General features: G+C 36.3%; 14 protein-coding genes and 1 riboswitch. Of the genes, 5 read left to right on the top strand and 9 right to left on the bottom strand.

What is annotated here, in order from left to right; genetic code table 11:
• Positions 1 to 66: 66 nt before the first annotated feature.
• From CN326_RS19040 to CN326_RS19030, 3 genes are all read left to right on the top strand, one after another.
• Positions 67 to 426, top strand: a complete 360-nt coding sequence (locus tag CN326_RS19040) for an ArsR/SmtB family transcription factor (protein WP_098310543.1) — start codon at positions 67 to 69, stop codon at positions 424 to 426.
• Positions 416 to 2,857 (top strand): heavy metal translocating P-type ATPase, encoded by a 2,442-nt coding sequence (locus CN326_RS19035; RefSeq protein ID WP_098310542.1) that lies wholly within the window; start codon positions 416 to 418, stop codon positions 2,855 to 2,857. The genes CN326_RS19040 and CN326_RS19035 overlap by 11 nt, the downstream gene beginning before the upstream one ends.
• A 61-nt stretch (positions 2,858 to 2,918) precedes the next feature.
• Positions 2,919 to 3,503, top strand: coding sequence for an SCO family protein (locus tag CN326_RS19030; RefSeq protein ID WP_098310541.1), 585 nt, complete (start codon positions 2,919 to 2,921; stop codon positions 3,501 to 3,503).
• Between the two features lie 210 nt (positions 3,504 to 3,713).
• Here CN326_RS19030 and CN326_RS19025 read toward each other — a convergent pair whose 3' ends face one another.
• From CN326_RS19025 to CN326_RS19015, 3 genes are all read right to left on the bottom strand, one after another.
• Positions 3,714 to 5,942 (bottom strand): transglycosylase domain-containing protein, encoded by a 2,229-nt coding sequence (locus CN326_RS19025; protein WP_098310540.1) that lies wholly within the window; start codon positions 5,940 to 5,942, stop codon positions 3,714 to 3,716.
• Positions 5,943 to 6,036: 94 nt separating this feature from the next.
• On the bottom strand, positions 6,037 to 6,261 hold the full coding sequence (locus CN326_RS19020; protein ID WP_098310539.1) for a hypothetical protein: 225 nt from the start codon (positions 6,259 to 6,261) through the stop codon (positions 6,037 to 6,039).
• Positions 6,262 to 6,849: 588 nt separating this feature from the next.
• Positions 6,850 to 7,839 (bottom strand): ketoacyl-ACP synthase III, encoded by a 990-nt coding sequence (locus CN326_RS19015; protein WP_098310538.1) that lies wholly within the window; start codon positions 7,837 to 7,839, stop codon positions 6,850 to 6,852.
• Positions 7,840 to 7,985: 146 nt separating this feature from the next.
• Here CN326_RS19015 and fabZ point away from each other — a divergent pair, with 146 nt between their 5' ends.
• Positions 7,986 to 8,417 (top strand): 3-hydroxyacyl-ACP dehydratase FabZ, encoded by a 432-nt coding sequence (gene fabZ / locus CN326_RS19010; protein ID WP_098310537.1) that lies wholly within the window; start codon positions 7,986 to 7,988, stop codon positions 8,415 to 8,417.
• A 231-nt stretch (positions 8,418 to 8,648) separates the two neighbouring features.
• On the opposite strand, the gene CN326_RS19005 is transcribed toward fabZ, so the two are convergent.
• The 6 genes from CN326_RS19005 to CN326_RS18980 form a co-directional block, all read right to left on the bottom strand.
• On the bottom strand, positions 8,649 to 10,043 hold the full coding sequence (locus tag CN326_RS19005) for a PepSY-associated TM helix domain-containing protein (RefSeq protein WP_098310536.1): 1,395 nt from the start codon (positions 10,041 to 10,043) through the stop codon (positions 8,649 to 8,651).
• 469 nt (positions 10,044 to 10,512) lie between these two features.
• The gene (locus CN326_RS19000; RefSeq protein ID WP_098310535.1) at positions 10,513 to 10,803 is read right to left on the bottom strand and encodes a GYD domain-containing protein; all 291 of its coding nucleotides are present in this window, start codon (positions 10,801 to 10,803) and stop codon (positions 10,513 to 10,515) included.
• Positions 10,804 to 11,010: 207 nt separating this feature from the next.
• On the bottom strand, positions 11,011 to 12,273 hold the full coding sequence (locus CN326_RS18995) for an MFS transporter (protein WP_098310534.1): 1,263 nt from the start codon (positions 12,271 to 12,273) through the stop codon (positions 11,011 to 11,013).
• Positions 12,274 to 12,407: 134 nt separating this feature from the next.
• Positions 12,408 to 14,036: a YndJ family protein gene (locus tag CN326_RS18990; RefSeq protein WP_098310533.1), complete on the bottom strand. Its 1,629-nt coding sequence runs from the start codon at positions 14,034 to 14,036 to the stop codon at positions 12,408 to 12,410.
• The gene (locus tag CN326_RS18985; RefSeq protein ID WP_098310532.1) at positions 14,024 to 14,653 is read right to left on the bottom strand and encodes a DUF4166 domain-containing protein; all 630 of its coding nucleotides are present in this window, start codon (positions 14,651 to 14,653) and stop codon (positions 14,024 to 14,026) included. Before CN326_RS18985 ends, CN326_RS18990 begins: the two co-directional genes overlap by 13 nt.
• Positions 14,654 to 14,657: 4 nt before the next feature.
• Entirely contained in the window at positions 14,658 to 15,566 is a 909-nt protein-coding gene (locus tag CN326_RS18980; RefSeq protein ID WP_098310531.1) for a DoxX-like family protein, read from the bottom strand.
• 213 nt (positions 15,567 to 15,779) lie between these two features.
• A riboswitch (Lysine riboswitch) is annotated at positions 15,780 to 15,967 on the top strand.
• Positions 15,968 to 16,199: 232 nt separating this feature from the next.
• Between CN326_RS18980 and CN326_RS18975 the strand changes: the two genes are divergently transcribed.
• Positions 16,200 to 17,429: an aspartate kinase gene (locus tag CN326_RS18975; protein WP_098310583.1), complete on the top strand. Its 1,230-nt coding sequence runs from the start codon at positions 16,200 to 16,202 to the stop codon at positions 17,427 to 17,429.
• The last annotated feature ends 573 nt before the right edge of the window (positions 17,430 to 18,002 follow it).

The raw sequence follows: 18,002 nt of genomic DNA, 5'->3' as shown, positions 1-18,002 counted from the left end.
GCCAATGCTAATATGAATGAAGAATAAACATATTAGTAATGACTAATACGAGTGGAGTGAATACAATTGTGCAATACAAATGATTTAGATATAAAAGCCAAATTTATTCGTGGCTTTGCTGATAAAACAAGACTTCAGATTCTTCAGTGTATGATGGATGGTGAAAAAACGGTATCTGAAATTGTAGAAATTATCAAAGGGAATCAGTCCAATATATCCCAACACCTGAACTGTTTAAAAGGATGTGGCATTATCCTTGGAAGACAAGAAGGAAAGTACGTCTACTATTCTTTACGAAATGCACAAATCGAACAGTTACTCACAATGTTTAATGTTGTATTTCATGAAGTACAGAACGAGGTAGCATCATGTGATAAAAACGATGCTTGTTTATCTCAAAAGGGAGAGAATTGTCATGATAGATAAGAAAGAGAAAGAGAAACAGACCTGTCAAACTTCTTCATGCAGTGACTCTCCATCGATTCCTGCTAAAATAGAAGTAGTAAAGGAAACATCATCGTGTTGTTCTTCTAAAAAAGAGATTCCAATTGTTCCTAAAAAAACTTCATGCTGCAGTAGTAACACTGATACTACAAAAACAGAAAATGACTCTTCTAATTCTTGTTGTGAGTCTAAATCGAAAAACGTATCTTCATGCTGCTCTTCTACCTCCACCACACCAAAAGAAGAAGTAACATCAAAAACCTCTTCTTGTTGTAGTAATAGTTCATGTGAAGACAATTCACTTCGTGACACTCCGAAAGTAACAGGAGATGGTGTAGAAACGTACCTGGTCGGAGGCATGGATTGCGGCGCTTGTGCCTTAACAATCGAAAAGCATCTACAAAACGTGGCAGGTGTGAAAGAAGTTCGCGTAAACTTCGCTACTGGAAAGATGCATATTCGTCATGACCGAAACGCAGAGGCCATTATAAAAGAAGTGTCAAATGCAGGATTTGAAGCATCCTTAGCAGGAAAGCGTAGAGGAGCAACGCCATCTTCAAAATCTAAAGATACAACTTTGATTCTCTCAGGATTATTTTTAGCTTTTGGCTTTTTTGGTGTATTTGCAAATACACCTCCCCTGCTGATTACAATTTTCTACGCAGCCAGTATCCTAATTGGAGGATATAAACCTGCAAAAAGTGCTTTTTACGCCTTAAGAAGTAAATCACTGGATATGAATGTTCTCATGACATCTGCTGCATTTGGTGCTGCGCTAATTGGACAGTGGTTAGAAGGAGCAACGGTTGTTTGGTTATTTGCATTAGGGGCAACATTACAAAACAAATCTATTGAACATACGCGTGAATCAATTCGTGGGCTTATTGATTTAGCACCTTCAGAAGCATGGGTGAAAGTTGGAACAGAACTTACAAAAAAATTTGTAGACGATATTACAATAGGTACAACAATTGTCGTAAAACCAGGTGAGAAAATCCCATTGGATGGCACAGTTATTGAAGGTACTTCTACCGTGAACCAATCACCCATTACAGGTGAGTCTATTCCAATCGATAAACAAACTGGCGATTCTGTCTATGCAGGAACAATTAACGAAGAAGGTTCCCTATATATCGTGGTAACCAAACTCGTCGAGGATACCACTCTTTCACGGATTATACACCTTGTTGAGGAAGCGCAAGAAAAGAAAGCACCGACCGAAGCGTTTGTCGATCGTTTTGCAAAAATCTATACACCAATTGTCTTTCTATTGGCACTTGTCGTAATGGTAATCCCTCCCCTCCTTAGTATGGGAGCATGGATGGAGTGGATTTATAAGGGATTAGAACTCCTCGTTATCGCATGTCCTTGTGCTTTGGTCATCTCTACCCCTGTCGCAATTGTATCTGCTATTGGAAATGCTGCGAAAAACGGTGTACTCATCAAAGGCGGGACAGCTTTAGAAGTAGCAGGCTCGTTAAATGCTATCGCATTTGATAAAACAGGAACATTGACCGAAGGAAAACCAAAGGTAATGCACGCGAGAAGTCTAGATTGTTCTGAAAATGAGTTACTGTCTATTGCGACAACAATCGAAGAATACTCCAACCATCCAATCGCAAGAGCAATCACAACATATGCAAAAGAACATCAAATTCCCGCTCAAGAAGGAACAGACTTCCGTACAATTATAGGAAAAGGTGCACAAGTAAACATCAACGGGAAAACCTACTATGCTGGAAACGCTACCCTATTCTATGATTTAGGTGTCTCACTTCAAGTGTGGAACGAACCAATTCAAGAAATGCAACAAATTGGTCAAACGGTGATACTTGTTGGAACAAACCGCTCTATTCTAGGGATGATTTCCGTAGCAGATTCCATTCGTTCGAACACTTATCAAACCATTAAGGAGCTAAAACGAACAGGCATTCAAGAAACTGTTATGTTAACAGGAGACAATAATGGTACAGCTAAGCATATTGCACAGAAAGCGGAAGTGGATCGTTATTTCGCTAATTTACTACCAGAAGATAAAGTTCATTCAGTGAAACAACTTCAATCCGAAGGTAAAACGGTAGCAATGATTGGAGATGGTATTAATGATGCCCCTGCCCTTGCCACAGCAAATCTTGGTATTGCTATGGGCGGTGCAGGAACCGATACTGCAATGGAAACAGCAGATATTGTATTGATGGCAGACAATCTTGAAAAACTTCCTTATACAATGAAGTTAAGCCGTAAAGCATTGCACATTATTAAACAAAACATCTGGTTCTCATTAATTATTAAATTTATCGCTCTTGCCTTTATCTTTCCAGGCTGGCTCACACTTTGGATTGCTGTACTTAGTGATACAGGTGCTGCACTCCTTGTCATTTTAAATAGTATGCGTTTACTACGAAACAAGTAATTTGTTAAGAGGCTATCATATAGCCTCTTTATACATAATGAAGAAATGAAAGGGGATACATATGAAAAAAGTTCGTAACATCACATTACTGATGATTGTCAGCATAATCGTATTTTTAAGTGCATGTGGAGACAAACAACTAGAAAACTCATTGAATTGGAAAGTAGAGAAGTTTTCGTATACCGATCAAAACGGAAAACCTTTTGGTCTTTCGGACTTAAAAGGAAAAGTATGGATAGCAGACTTTATTTTCACAAGTTGTGAAACGGTTTGCCCACCTATGACAGCCAATATGACAAAACTTAAAAACATGTTGAAAGAAGAAGGAATCAAAGATGTAGAATTTGTTTCATTCAGTGTAGACCCTACTGTGGACAAGCCAGAAAAAATGAAAGAGTTTATGGTACGCTATGATACCGATATGTCTAATTGGCACTTTCTAACAAACTATACACAAGAAGAAATCACTACGTTTGCCAAGAATAGCTTTCAAGCATTTGTAGATAAACCAGCAAGTACAACACAAGTCATTCACGGAACAAAACTCTATCTTGTAGATAAAAACGGAACTGTTGTAAAGAGCTACTCAGCTCTTACCGATACACCGTATGAAGAGATTATTCAAGATATTAAAACGATTCGTTAATCGATAATGAAAAATAACTGAAGGAACGGAATATTATATATAGCATATCAAAAAAGGAATCATAACATTGATTCCTTTTTTGATAGTTCTATTGACATTGATGTGTACGATATACTATAAAGTTATATCCCCATTTGATGTAGTATTTATTATTACAAGTTTAGAAATCTATACACTTCATGACTAAGCTATCCTTTTTCTGTATTTGCCTTAGTCATGCTTATGTTTATCTTTTTTATCTTTTTTATCTTTTTTATCTTTTTTATCTTTATCTTTATCTTTACCTTTGCCTTTTTTCTCTTTATCTCCACCATGACCTGAGTTTTCATTATCACCCTGTTCCGGATTTTGAGCTTCCGGTGAAACAACTGCGGATGGCGCCACGGATGGTGCCGCTACTGGTGGCGCCGCTGCTGGTGGAACAGCGTCAGGACTAACCCCATTAATGTACAGCTCATTATTCTTTTGATATACGCTGCTCGGCTGCTGAAATCTGGATGTGTCTGTTCCTAATGCTTGAATCATTGCTTTAAAAATAAGGTGTGAGATTTTTGTTGTATCTCCAAGCATATAATTCCCTGGGCCATTCTTCGCATAGCCAGTCCAAACAGCCATCGTGTATTGTGGTGTATAACCGGCAAACCAACTATCATTTGTTGCTTTAGATGGATAGCCGAACTGACTGAGTGTCTTGTCGTCAAAGTTTGTTGTTCCCGTTTTTCCTGCAATATCAAGACCCGGTACATTAGCTGCTGTACCTGTTCCGTTAGAGGCATTCACTACACCACGAAGCATATCGGTAATCATATAAGCCGTATAGTCATGCATAACGCGTTTGCCTTTCGGCTTAAAACTTATTTCTTTACCGTCTGAGAAAACAACTTTTGTAACGAAATGCGGTTTTGTATACACACCATCGTTTGCAAATGCACCATATGCTCCTGCCATTTCAAGAGGAGACACAAGGTTACTTCCAATTGCGTAAGACTCATAAACCTGATTACCAGAAAACGTAATTCCAAGTGATTGTGCAAACTCTTTTGCTTTATTCAAACCAACTTTCTGTAATGTCTTCAAAGCTGGAATATTCCGTGACTCTACTAAAGCGTTCCGCATAGACATAGGACCTTTATAATCCGTATAAGCGTTTCGAATGGGTTTTCCATTTGAGTAATGATACTGTTCGTCCACAAGTTGGTGGTACGTTGACCATTTTAAATTTTCAATCGCCGGACCATAATCAAAGATTGGTTTAAACGTCGAACCTGGTTGACGGTTTATATCAATAGCGAAATTATTTCCTCGAAATGTTGCTTTATATTCATTGCGGCCACTTCCAATGGCACGCACTTCACCCGTTTTCGAATCCATAAACGTAAAAGCTGCCTGGAAACGGTCGTTCGGATAACTCACAATATCTTGCGTATTCATGATTTTATCGGCATACTGCTGTGCTTTCGGGTCGAGTGTCGTATAAATTTGAAGACCATCCGTACCGATATTGACGTCTTTCACCTTGTCTTCAACTTCTTTTGTTGCAGCATCCAAAAACGCTTCATACGGCATACCTTCTTGATTGGTTTTCGGAACAATACCTTTCGTTACCGGAACCTTCATTGCATCCTGCATTTGTTGCTCTGTGATATATCCTTGTCTATGCATAGATTTTAAGACAAGGTTACGGCGCTTTGTCGCTGCTTCTTCGTTTTCCGGTTTAGACGGATCGTAGTTATTCGGACTTTGCGGTAGTCCTGCCAACATAGCAGCCTGCGGAAGGGTCAATTTTTTCAAATCATTCGCTTCAATACCGTAGTAATTTTTGGCTGCGGCAGCAACGCCGTAAGAGCGGTTTCCAAGATTAATTTTGTTCAAGTACATTGTTAAAATATCATGCTTGGAATATTTTTGCTCCAACTTATACGCCAAGTACCATTCCTGTACTTTTCGTTTTAACGTTTTTTCAGGAGACAAAAATGAGTTTTTAATAACTTGCTGTGTAATGGTACTTCCGCCCTGAGATCCGAAGTCCCCAGTCAAGTTTTCGAAAATTGCTTTACTCGTTCGTTTTATGTCTATACCATGGTGTTCATAAAAATGAGAATCTTCTGTAGCAATGAATGCCTGTTCCAACACTTTTGGAACTTGATCATACGTGATTTTTGTTCGTTTTTCCTTTCCATATTCATAGATAAATTTTCCGTCTTTATCATAAAACTTCGTCGATAGTGGGTCCACCAATTTTGAAGCCTCTATTTCGGGAGCATCCTTAATCATATAAAAGAAAATAACGACTCCTGCTCCTACTAAACTGATGCCAATCAGCAAACAGACAAGTAAGATCTTTTTCAAAAATGATCCTTTTTTAGAGGTCTTTCCACTTCCTTGTTGTTTTTTCTTTGTTTGTTTTCGTTCCTCACGAGAACGATACGTTTCTGACATTATTCTTCTCTCCTACGCTTCGTTTACTTATGAAAGTTGCAGACCATATTAAGTAAGCCCTTTTGTTAGCTTACTATCTACTAAATTATGAGTATTATATTTGGCCTAACACTTTCTCATCTATAACGCGTACATAACGTACTAAATAAGAATTTATTATATAAGCCCCTTCGTCACTTTTCGCAACAAAAAACTTGTCGTGTTCTATCTTTTCTAAAACTTCTTGTATAACCTCTTCCTTTTTAACATCTAATCCTTTTATTATTTTTTCTCTTTTAATATCATTATCCAAAGTATAGCAAACAGTAAATTCCTTCAAGTTGAATCTCCCTTTCTAATACGGTTTCCAGTATTTTTAGTAGAAATGAATTTCTATTTATACAGACCCGTATATGCGTAAAATTTATATACTACATACGCACGTAGTTGTCGCTCAATTTTGTTTTTCATAGACTTCACAAATAAAATAAGCTTCCACCTATAATTATTTCGCAAGGAACCTTATTTTTAAGGGGGTCAAAAAAGTTTTTTCAAAAAAACTTTTTTAAGATGAAACTTCCATCAGTGGTTTTTTTCTCCCACACTGATGGTTAGTTGAACCAATCGGACTTTTACGGCCAGTTATCCCCCACCTATCTCCTTTGCTTCTCTCTGAATCTTGAGACGGGAGTCTTACTGCCCGTTAATGCGGGATAAACATGTACTTCATTTCATTCGTTCCCCGATAAAGCAGACACATAAAGGAACACCACCCGCTCTAACAGATGGTGTTCCTTTATGCAACAGTTTACAGCTCATGCAATCTTCAAGTCTACCTCAACCAAACCTCTTCTTAGTAACCCGTACGAATAATAAGGATTTTTAATGCAATAAAATACGTTTATATTACTACTGGATACATCATCTCCTATTCCTTTGCTAAATGCCACTTAATAATATGCCCAGCATGCGTAAGACCTCCCCCAAATCCATACAGTAAAAGAGTGTCTCCATTTTTCAGCTTTCCTTCGTTCATACCGATGTCCAATGCTAATGGAATGGAGACAGAAGAAGTATTTCCCATGTATTCTACACTAGTTAAAGTTTTGTCCAGTGGGAAACCTGATCTTTCACATATAGATTCAATCATTCGTAAATTAGCACTATGTGGAACAAACCAATCCACTTCATCCAGTTGTAACTCTGCTTGATATAATAATTCTTTAATCCCAATTGGTAGCGTCCGTGCCGCCCACTTATATACTTCTCTTCCGTTTTGAACCATCTTTCCATGTGTTCTCAATGGATTTCCAAACATGGTGGTAGATAAATTCGTACGATATACATGCATGCCCCCTTCCCCATTTGTCCCAATATGGGTAGCTATAAAACTAGACAATTCTTCATCCTTCTCTACTAAGACAGCCGCAGCTGCATCTCCAAATAAGATACATGTAGTTCGATCGGTATAATCTGTTACTTTAGATAAGGTTTCTGTCGTTATAACTAAAATCTTGCGATGAAGACCAGATGTAATCAAACCATTCGCCAGATGTAATCCATATGTAAAACCAGCACAAGTTGCATTGAGATCAACAGCGCCTGTATGTTGAATATTAAAATACTCTTGTATTTGGCAAGCTATACTTGGAAAAGCGTAGTCAGGCGTAGTTGTTGAAACCAGAATACAATCCACGTCAACAAGATTTTTATGATAACGTTCCACTAAATTTTCAATGGCTTTAAAAGCTAATGTAGAGGCATATTCGTTATCACCAGCAATTCTTCTTTCCTTCATTCCAGTTCTTTGTATAATCCATGCATCATTTGTATCTACTATTTTTTCTAAATCATCATTGGTTAGCTTTTTTTCGGGTACATAGGTACCAATAGCTGTAATTCTTGCTTTTGATTGCATACATTTATCCCCCTTTACTATTTTTATACTTAGTTTTATAATTAGATAATAATACTAGGTACTAATTATTGTCAATATTCAAACATGTAATTTTAGGAAATTAACATAACTAAAATATCTAGCTACGGTATAAAGGAGAGACATTCATGTTCAATACTCAACAAATTAAAGAAATTATTCCACATCGTTTCCCCCTTTTATTAATTGATCGCATTATTGAAATAGAAGAAGGAAAACGCGCAGTTGGAATCAAAAATGTTACGACTAATGAAGGATTTTTTGCTGGTCACTTTCCTGACTATTCAGTTATGCCCGGTGTCCTGATTGTGGAAGCTTTAGCACAAGTAAGTGCAGTTATTATACTTATGAAAGAAGAGAACCATGGAAAGCTCGGTCTTTTTGCCGGTATTGACAATTGTCGCTTCAAAAAACAAGTTCGTCCCGGTGATCAGCTACGTTTAGAGGTGGAGATGACGCGTGTTCGTGGTTCAATTGCAAAAGCTCATGCTATTGCTACAGTAGATGGAGAAATCGCTTGTGAGGCAGAAGTTACATTTGCTCTTTACGATAATAAATAAGAAAACCCTCTTGCAAACGCAAGTGGGCTTTCTTATTTTACTTAAAATGATTCACTATTTTCTGTACTCTACTTGTTGATATGACAAGGCGGCGTAGATGTAACTTTTGTTTCATTCGTTTTATTATTATCTATATACAAATATATACTCATTATCAATAAAACACTTACTACTGCACATGAAAAGATTTTCTTCTTCATATTATTCTCCTTACTCTATACATAATCTATATTAGCCAAACCATTTTTTCAAAGCTGGAACCCTTTTTATTACTAGCCAATCAAGCACCAAAGCCACAAACAATGAAATGCCCACTAAAGGGAACAAAATCCCTAGTATCAGAATAAGAATTACTACACCTTTCATTAATTTGAAGTTCTTCGGCAAAGAAGGCGCGCCTAACGTACCAGACGGCTTACGTTTCCACCACATCATACAACCTGTTACAGCAATTCCGAGTAATACAAGACAGATTACAAGATCCAATAACTGATTTGTTAACCCAAAGTAACGCCCTTCATGCAGCGCAATCCCGATAGAAATCGCTTTAGCCAATATTCCATAATCCACAAAACGTAAATCCGCCAATATCTTGCCGCTGTACTGATCGATGTGCAGCGTTGATTCCCCTTCCGGTTTGTTAGGCTTAACGGATACTGTATACACACCTTTTTCTCCCTTAGGGAATGTGATTGAATATCCATCCTCTAAATGATTTTTTTCTGCTATTTTCATAATGTCTGCCACCGCAAGAGGGGCCGCCTTATTTCCCTTAGACTCCGGAACTGGTAATTTTTCTGCTGCCCAAGGTACATCCGCCACCGCTTTAGATGGAACAATCGACTGCGGCAAATTACCATCCCATAGTCCTGTCGGGTATCCCGTTTCTGTAGTCGTTGCGATTTTATTAATATAATCTCCCCATAATCCGGACCAAGGAAGTCCCGTCATTATAAATATAGAAATGAACAGCGAGAACCAGAAAGCCGGAACAGAGTGTAAATCTCGCAACATCGTCCGTTTTCCTTTAGAGAATCTTGGAATTAATGTACCAAAAATTGATTTTTTATTGCGCGGCCACCATAAATATAAGCCAGTAATCAACAAAATCATCGCCCAGCAAGCAGCCATCTCTACAATACGATCTCCCGTCGTTCCAATCATAAGCTCGCCATGCATCCGTTCCACTTCGCTCATGAATTTCTCTTCATTCTTTAATCCTCCTAAAATCTTACCATCATGCGGATTTACGAATACCGTCATCGGGACTCCTTTATCTACAATTCCTACTTCTGCTGAACGATCTGATGCAAAGGATGGCTTGTACTTTGTAACAGAAGCATCCGGATACGCTTTTTTGACTACTTCTATTTGTTCTTCAGCAGTCAATTTTTCTTTTTCCGCCTGTACATAGTAATAATCTTTGTATATGATGTTTTCAATTTGTGGTTTAAATAAATAGATGATACCTGTAATTGTCAATAAGATTACAAAAGGTGCAAAGATGATACCGGCATAAAAATGCCAACGCCATACAGCTCGATACAAAGATTGCGCTTTTGAAACTTCCAACTGAGTTGCATACTTTTCTGCAGAATGATTTACCGTTTGTCGTTTTGCAAACATATTCTGTTTTCCCCCTAAATGATACTTGCTCTTCCCTTTTCGTATAAACATGTAAGATTATAATTCCGATTTTTAATATATCGAACATATGTGAACATTTTGTGAGAATTTTTCAAACTTATTTGTAATTCTTTCTTGAAATTTTGATTAGAGCGGGTTACAGGTACTCATCCCCCACCTATCTCCTTTGTTTTCCCTCACTCTTGAGATAAGGCACTTACTCCCAGTTAATTCTGGATAAATTTACATACTGTTCAAAGTAAAAAATAAGACACCTCTCACTATGCAGAGAGGTGTCTCTATAATAAATCCATACATGTTACTTACTTAGTTAATCTTTTAAAATTTCTTCATAAGGAACATTGGCTTCACTCAGCATAAAAAACTCGTAATCCTAACAATTCAAGAAGCCAATATAGAAAATGCAAGCCAACTTAATCGTCCTTAAAAAAATGCCATATCTTATAAGTTAGATTTCTGTTACTAGTTGCTGAAATTCGCCCATATCCAATAGTGGGAAAATCTTTGTTTCCACCATTCCTGGTAATTTTCCTGCTAAATCAATTTTCTTTACTGCTAATATGTCAGGTGCTTCAAAAGTGATAACCATATCGTATTCACCTACAATGGCATAAGCAGTTAAAATACGTCCACCGAATCGTTCATAGTTCTTATGTAAATTGGAAAAACGTTCACTAATATTTTTTATATTTACATTTCCTTCACGATTAAACTTTGCTAGAAGTATATATTTTTGCATAAGAACCTCCTCTTATTTAATTAAGAATAAAAACAGATAATACTATATTCATTACTCGATAAAAATATTAAATTATCATTCTTCACAGATGAATTCTTTCTTCTTTACATACTTCCCATTAACGGTACTACATGATGATGCATTTCTTCTTTGTTAATCATTTTTATCAGAAAGGGCATAGCTTACTCTTTTTATAGATAAGTGGAATCAATCAAATTGACGAATACTCGGAACAGATAAAGCAGACAGGACCACTACAATAGCCGCAATCGCTAAAATGATGATAGTCAAAATACCACCAATTATATTAGCCAACCATCCAACTATCAAATACCCTATCGGTAATAGTGCAAAGGATCCAAGCATATCGAGACTAACAACTCTACCAAACGCTTCTTCCGGCACAAGTTCTTGCAAACTCGTTTCCCAAATTAAACCGAAAATCATAATGCCAAACCCCTCAATAGCCATTAATCCAATTAATGCTGGTGCCCATGAGACAAAAGGCATTATTAAAAGCGCCAATCCACTAATTAAAACACCACCATAAGCCAATAAACCACGTTTATGCCACTTCTGTTTCCCTCCAAAAATAAGAGCAGCAACAACAGCACCACCGCCAGAAAATGCCATTCCGAGGCCGTAAACTAAAGGTTCAAAGTGATGATGAATATTAAATAACCAAGGAATTAATACGACTACGATACCCGCGTGACAAATATTAATAAACGAAAATGCTAAAATTGTAACCCATAACCACGGATGGCTTTTTAATACTACAATTCCTTCCGTGAAATCTTTTTTAAGGTTCACTTTATTATCTGCCCTGTCTAGCACTTTTTTTGCTGTCAAATCCCTCAAAAATAGTAAACACATAAAAGAAAGCAAATAAGTCAATGCATCTAAACCAAAACCGATACCCGCTGATGCGATGGAGACAATGAGGCCCCCAAGTGCCGGACCAATTAAACGTACGCCTTGGCTGCTCATCTGGGTTAACGCGTTAGCCGCATTCCGAATTTCTGGCACAAACACTCTTGCTCGAACTGCTGAATAGGCTGGTTGAAATAACCCTTCCATAAGACCATACATCGCTACTAATACATATAAAATATGGATCGTTAAAGTATCAGTAAACATGAGTATTGCTAACGTTGTCATTAATATCCCTCGAACAATATCAGTAAATAACATCAATTTAACACGATTAAGACGATCTACAATTAATCCCGAAAATGGTAAAATAAGTACATTCGGAAGCATATACATCGCCATTGTCATCCCCATAACGACTGTCGAGCCTGTTAATGTATATACAACCACCGGAAGAATAACCATTGTAATGGAACTTCCAAGAACTGAAAAGAGCTGCCCGATCCATAAAAAAGTAAAATGACGTGATTTTGTAATAGGTAATAATAAATTACTTATATAATTTGAATTTTTTTGTTCTTGTATCTCTCCTTGCATATGTCCCCTCCTTACCTAAAATAAAACAATACTGCATTCCATTATAACATTTAAATGTAATCATTTTCTAAAAATTCAAATTTCATTAATTTTTGTATTTTATATCGTATTATTTAGCAATAAAAAAACGATTGCTATTTTCGAGCAATCGTTTTTTCTATTTCATAATCAATCTCTAGAAACTTCACACCAAACATCCACATTTGATGATGTGCTGTTAACGTGATTTTATCCTTCTCTCTTATCACAAACGTTTCAGCTAACGGTAAGCGAATCGTAAAAAAGCGGCTATGTAAATAAATCCCCTCATCCCCTTTTGTACTGCTCCGTAACCGACTCGTAATGATAAGATTTTTCTTATCATTACGCAGTTTTAACATTCCAGTCATATTCGCATATGGTAATGGCAGCGCAATATTCATGTATGTTTCTCCAGTATGTTCATGCTGAGAGTAGAGCGCTACAAAGATTGTTTCATTCTGTTCGTTTTTCCGAATCCATGCTCTGACATCATTTCTACCGTCTTTTTCATCTTTTATAGAAACAATCTCTCCATGCATAACCTCTAACCGATTTCCCATTCCTAAATGAATTTGCTGCACACGTCGACTTATTTTTTCATAAAGAAAGGCAAATGTTTGAAACCAACGTGACCAATAAATAGTTGCTTTTAATTCATAGTTTTTCGTGTTCTCATAAAAATCAATAATGAGCGGTGATACACTTTTTGGATTAAACTGTTTACTATGAAAATCTATCATTTTATTTATAAGACCTGTATATTCGTTCTTCTCTATTAGCTTATTTTCCAATAAAACATTCTCTCCAATTTTCATCTTTCCTTTAATACGACTCATTGTTTTTCCATAATGAATGTATTTCGGATCATTCTTTTCGATCATCCACCCCATACAAGCAGGTAATGCCACGCCAATTCCGTTTACAACCCCATGAATCCAAACCATTTGTACAATCGAAATAGTCATCATTCCTCTGAAATTCCCGTATGAGTATAAAAGAGAGAAAAGAATAGTCACCATAAGTGTACTAGACGAAATGATAAGAAGAACTTTCGCACTTATAGATGTAAATTTTGTTTTCCATACAAAAATGCCGTAAACATAGAGCGAAATAAGATAGAGTAGCACCGCAAAAAACTCGAATATTCTCGAATAGGTAATGCCAATGGCAACTGTCATCGGAGAGATGATGATAATAAACATAACAATCGTATATAATTTACTTTTCTTTTGTTGCTTTCTCCCTAGCAAACCCGCAGATAAAGGAAGTAGAAAAGCAGAGTAATGAAAATGAGCTGCTGTGAGTAAGACGATATCTGAACTAAACTGCATAATTGGTATGTTTGCTACAGAAACAAAGAACCAAAAGCCGCCTAAAAATAAATACATAAATCCACTATCAATCGCTGTTTCTTCTAGCGGTTTCCATCCTCTTTCTAATAATCTACATACACCAAATAATGCTACAATACCCGTATATATGAACCAAATTATCGCAAATAGAAAATGGTTTGTTACAAAAGCAAGCATCGCACTTATCGCTGCAATTGGATAAATAAATACTGCAAGTTTGTAACAGAATAATTCATCTCCATCTCTTTTTCTCTTATCTACAATAGAAAACGCCATCGGGATAAATAGAAGAATTGACAATAATATAATCGATTCAACAGGATGTAACTTTGGCCACTCTAAAATGAGAAAAATGACATAACAGAGGAGACCGATTATTATATTTCGCATATATTTACATCCCTTTCTCTAAACGCCCCCTTATAAGAGAAAAGCGGCCCTAATATCGGATTTTGCACTTGTACATAAATCCGATAACAATCTAATTCATCATCATAACTTTCTATAATCTTTGCCTCTCCATATAAAAACCTTGGCAATGGAATTTTCATTCCACATAAGTAGACCCATTGTTTTTTTGATGAAATATAAATCGCTCCTTTTGCATCAACATGAAACGCAAGCGTCGATACGAGCAAATGTGGTTCACCGAAATAATCGACAATTTCATCTTGTTTATCATTCAAATACATAACAGCATTAAAATAACGCTTTTTTTCACCAAATAGAAACATCCGATTCCATCTTACAAATACCTCTCCTCTACTATCTTTCTCTGCAGTATTCTGAATGATAAACGGTACTTCTTCCCCTCTTTCTGAAAAGAACATCCGGAATCTTGCTGCTACTTTTAAAAACATTCTTACAGCAACTGAGCCTTCTGTAATTTCATCCATCCTTCCTTCTCCTACAAAACTATATTTTTCTGTAATTGCATAACGTTTCTGTAATTTTGGATGTAACTGATGATAGGATTCTCCTAATAATGTTTCGTAAATGGAAGACAAATTCTCACCCCTTTCTGCTTCTTTTACAATGTTTTGCTTGCGGTAAATTATTACTATTTACATAACCGATTATTGAGAATCCAATTAGCATGATGTTTAAAGTAATTGGATTAAAAGGTTGTATAAAACTATCAATATTTGTGAATCCTGCTGCAGCTGTCAATGCCAATAGTATAATAATATGAATGAAAAACAATTTCTTCTTTTGGAAAGGTATCAACCATGCGATTCCAAACACGATTTCCAAGAAGCCAATCATTTTAATAATCCATGCAACATTATCAGTTGCACCAATAAGACTAGAAAGCATTCGTACCTCTTCCGGGTGAGTATATAAAACTTTCGGAATAAAGCCTTGATAAATCCACACAAAAGAAAGTAAAAAGCAAACAAGATAATACGTAACAGCTCTTTTTAATAATAAACGTGGATGAAATCCTTTTTCTAACCACAATTTTAAAGCATCAAAACTCCATGCAGTTGCCCAACCTAATAACGGACGAAATATGTATGAATCTATAAACCTTCCTATATTTCCAAACCTTGTTTCATAATCATACTGCGTTTCAAAGCGAATCTTGTTCCCATTCGGTGTATACTTCCAATAGCCTCTTCCTACCGTAATCAACGAAAGCTTACTGCCTGTCCAAAATTTCAGTGAAGAGATTCGTCCCCCATCTTCTTTTTGTAGTTCTCCTATTGATTCTCCTTCTCCAGCAATTTCAAGTCCAAAACCAATTTTTGTTTTATATAAAAAACGCTGCGGTTCGCCTTCCTTTCTCTCTAAATACGATATTTCTGTAAACCGCGCATCCCATTCTGTATGTATCTTTGGATCTTGTGTATATTTCCAAAGTTCATTCATTGTTGTTTTTATTTCAGTTTGCACATAAATAGGTTTTTGTTTTTTCATTCACAATGCTCCATCCATATAATATAATTAATATATTTTCAAAATATTGTTATAAATTCTTCTTTTAAATATATTTTATATTATTTTCATTTCAAATTATAATAGATTTAATTTTCCGAATTTTTATAACCCACTTGATTTCTCTCACCATTTTGATTACTATGGAACAAATGTTACCAACAACTTCATACAACCAATCACTCTCGCCGAACGACGTGAGATAGAGGTTGCAACTTTTATGAGTATTCTAAAGGAGACACAGAGATTGTCAGTGAGTTTAGAAGAAAGGAAAAGTTGCCGAAATTTATATGTTTCTCTGAACATGTAAATTGGGGCTGTTTTCGAATAGAAACAGAACTGTCATATATACAGCGGTGTATATATGAAGAGCTATCTACAAAAAAGAGAGATCATGTTTCTTTATGATCGTCTTCTTTTTTGGCGGTTTTTTTATTAGCTCCGTTTTCTGTTTCCTTTTTCCTGTAACAGCACCATCCTCACCTATTTGAGATGGTGTTTTTTATTTGCTTCGGTAACTCGCAGGAATGAAAGGGATCTATATTTCCCATCTTATGTTTAACAACATTTTTCCTAATTTATTAACCAATATTAAATTGAAAGTGGGCTCTCATGATGGAAATTATTGTTCAAAAATTTGGTGGTACATCTGTTGGAAGTATCGAACGTATTCAACATGTTGCGGATTTAGTCATTGAAGAATATGAAAGAGGACATGGAATTGTAGCGGTCGTTTCCGCGATGGGACATAGTACAGATGAATTAGTATCTTTAGCTGCTGGTATTACTGATCAGCCTAGTAAACGAGAAATGGACATGCTGCTTACAACAGGTGAACAAATTTCAATTTCTTTATTAACAATGGCTCTGCAAGCGAAAGGTTATACTGCAATTTCACTAACAGGCTGGCAAGCAGGTATTACAACCGAATCCGTTCACGGCAGCGCAAGAATTACCGATATTGATACAGAGCGTATTCAATCTCATTTACAAGAAGGGACGATTGTCGTTGTAGCCGGTTTCCAAGGATTAAGCAACGAACAAGAAATTACAACGCTCGGCCGCGGCGGTTCTGATACAACTGCAGTCGCATTAGCTGCAGCATTACAAGCAAAAAAATGTGATATTTATACGGATGTAACAGGTGTTTACACAACTGATCCACGCGTTGTAAAAGACGCTTACAAATTAGATGAAATTTCCTATGATGAAATGCTAGAACTCGCAAACCTAGGTGCTGGTGTGCTTCATCCAAGAGCAGTAGAATTCGCGAAAAATCATAACGTTATATTAGAAGTTCGCTCAAGTATGGAACGAGAAAACGGAACAATCGTAAGGGGAGAATGTAACATGGAACAACAATCAATCGTAAAAGGCATTGCATTTGAAGACAATATTACACGCGTAACAATTAAAGGTTTACAACCAGATGGTCTTTCCACAATCTTCTCTACATTAGCAAGCGCTCATATTAATGTAGATATTATTATTCAAAGTATTACAAATGAAGGAACTGTACATTTATCCTTCTCTATTTATTCAAATGACTTAAAGGAAACACTAGCGGTATTAGAAGAAAATCGCGAAACTATGCACTATGAATCTGTAGAATATGAAAACCATTTAGCGAAAGTATCAATTGTTGGATCGGGCATGGTATCTAATCCAGGTGTAGCTGCTAAAATGTTCTCAACGTTACAAGAAGAAAATATTCATATTAAAATGGTAAGTACATCTGAAATTAAAGTCTCTGTCGTTATTGATCGTCTTAACTTAGTAAAAAGTGTGGAAGCACTTCATGAATCATTTATGGCAAAAATTGAGCCTCTCGTATCAGTAAATTAAATGAAACAAGGGATGGAGAGGTTATCAAGACCTACATCAAAAATATCCCTAAAATAAAGGAGAACACATATTAGTCATGTGTTCTCCTTTTTTCTTTTTCTCAAACTCAAGCCTCCTTTAGTAAAGAAAGACTGGATGTATTAAAGGTTTTTAGCTGTATTTGTTGCGATGTTTACTTTATTACTTAAAAAAACGTTTTTTTCATCAATTGTGAAGTAATAAAGTGAAACTTCCATTAGTGGCGAGTTTTTTCATCTCCCACTGATGGCTAGTTGAACCAATCGGGCTTTTACGGGTAGTTATTCCCTACCTATCTTCCTCTCTTCTCTCTGCATCTTGATGTGGGGGTCTTACTGCCCGTTAATGCGGGATAAAAAAGGATCAGCCTTGATTTTTAGATAAGGTAAGAAAGCTTGTGTAAGTTAATAGATGGCAATAGATAAGTTTCCACTAATGGATTGATGCATAGGTTAACTTTACCCATTGTCATTTATATCTTGATATAAATTATTAGACATCCAGGTTATAGCATAATTGGTATACCCATTACTTAGAAGCCACCCATGCCCATTC

It is taken from the genome of Bacillus sp. AFS018417, from assembly GCF_002560985.1.
Classification (GTDB): domain Bacteria; phylum Bacillota; class Bacilli; order Bacillales; family Bacillaceae_G; genus Bacillus_A; species Bacillus_A rhizoplanae.
Note: the sequence above shows the minus strand (reverse complement) of the source record. Positions and strands in the feature narration are given on the sequence as shown.

Coding starts and splice junctions, on each gene's coding strand:
- CN326_RS18975 (WP_098310583.1), top strand. CDS start 16,200: ATGGAAATTATTGTTCAAAAATTTGGTGGTACATCTGTTGGAAGTATC.
- CN326_RS19030 (WP_098310541.1), top strand. CDS start 2,919: ATGAAAAAAGTTCGTAACATCACATTACTGATGATTGTCAGCATAATC.
- CN326_RS18990 (WP_098310533.1), bottom strand. CDS start 14,036: ATGCGAAATATAATAATCGGTCTCCTCTGTTATGTCATTTTTCTCATT.
- CN326_RS19025 (WP_098310540.1), bottom strand. CDS start 5,942: ATGTCAGAAACGTATCGTTCTCGTGAGGAACGAAAACAAACAAAGAAA.
- CN326_RS19035 (WP_098310542.1), top strand. CDS start 416: ATGATAGATAAGAAAGAGAAAGAGAAACAGACCTGTCAAACTTCTTCA.
- CN326_RS19005 (WP_098310536.1), bottom strand. CDS start 10,043: ATGTTTGCAAAACGACAAACGGTAAATCATTCTGCAGAAAAGTATGCA.
- CN326_RS19000 (WP_098310535.1), bottom strand. CDS start 10,803: ATGCAAAAATATATACTTCTAGCAAAGTTTAATCGTGAAGGAAATGTA.
- CN326_RS18995 (WP_098310534.1), bottom strand. CDS start 12,273: ATGCAAGGAGAGATACAAGAACAAAAAAATTCAAATTATATAAGTAAT.
- CN326_RS19015 (WP_098310538.1), bottom strand. CDS start 7,839: ATGCAATCAAAAGCAAGAATTACAGCTATTGGTACCTATGTACCCGAA.
- CN326_RS18980 (WP_098310531.1), bottom strand. CDS start 15,566: ATGAAAAAACAAAAACCTATTTATGTGCAAACTGAAATAAAAACAACA.
- fabZ (WP_098310537.1), top strand. CDS start 7,986: ATGTTCAATACTCAACAAATTAAAGAAATTATTCCACATCGTTTCCCC.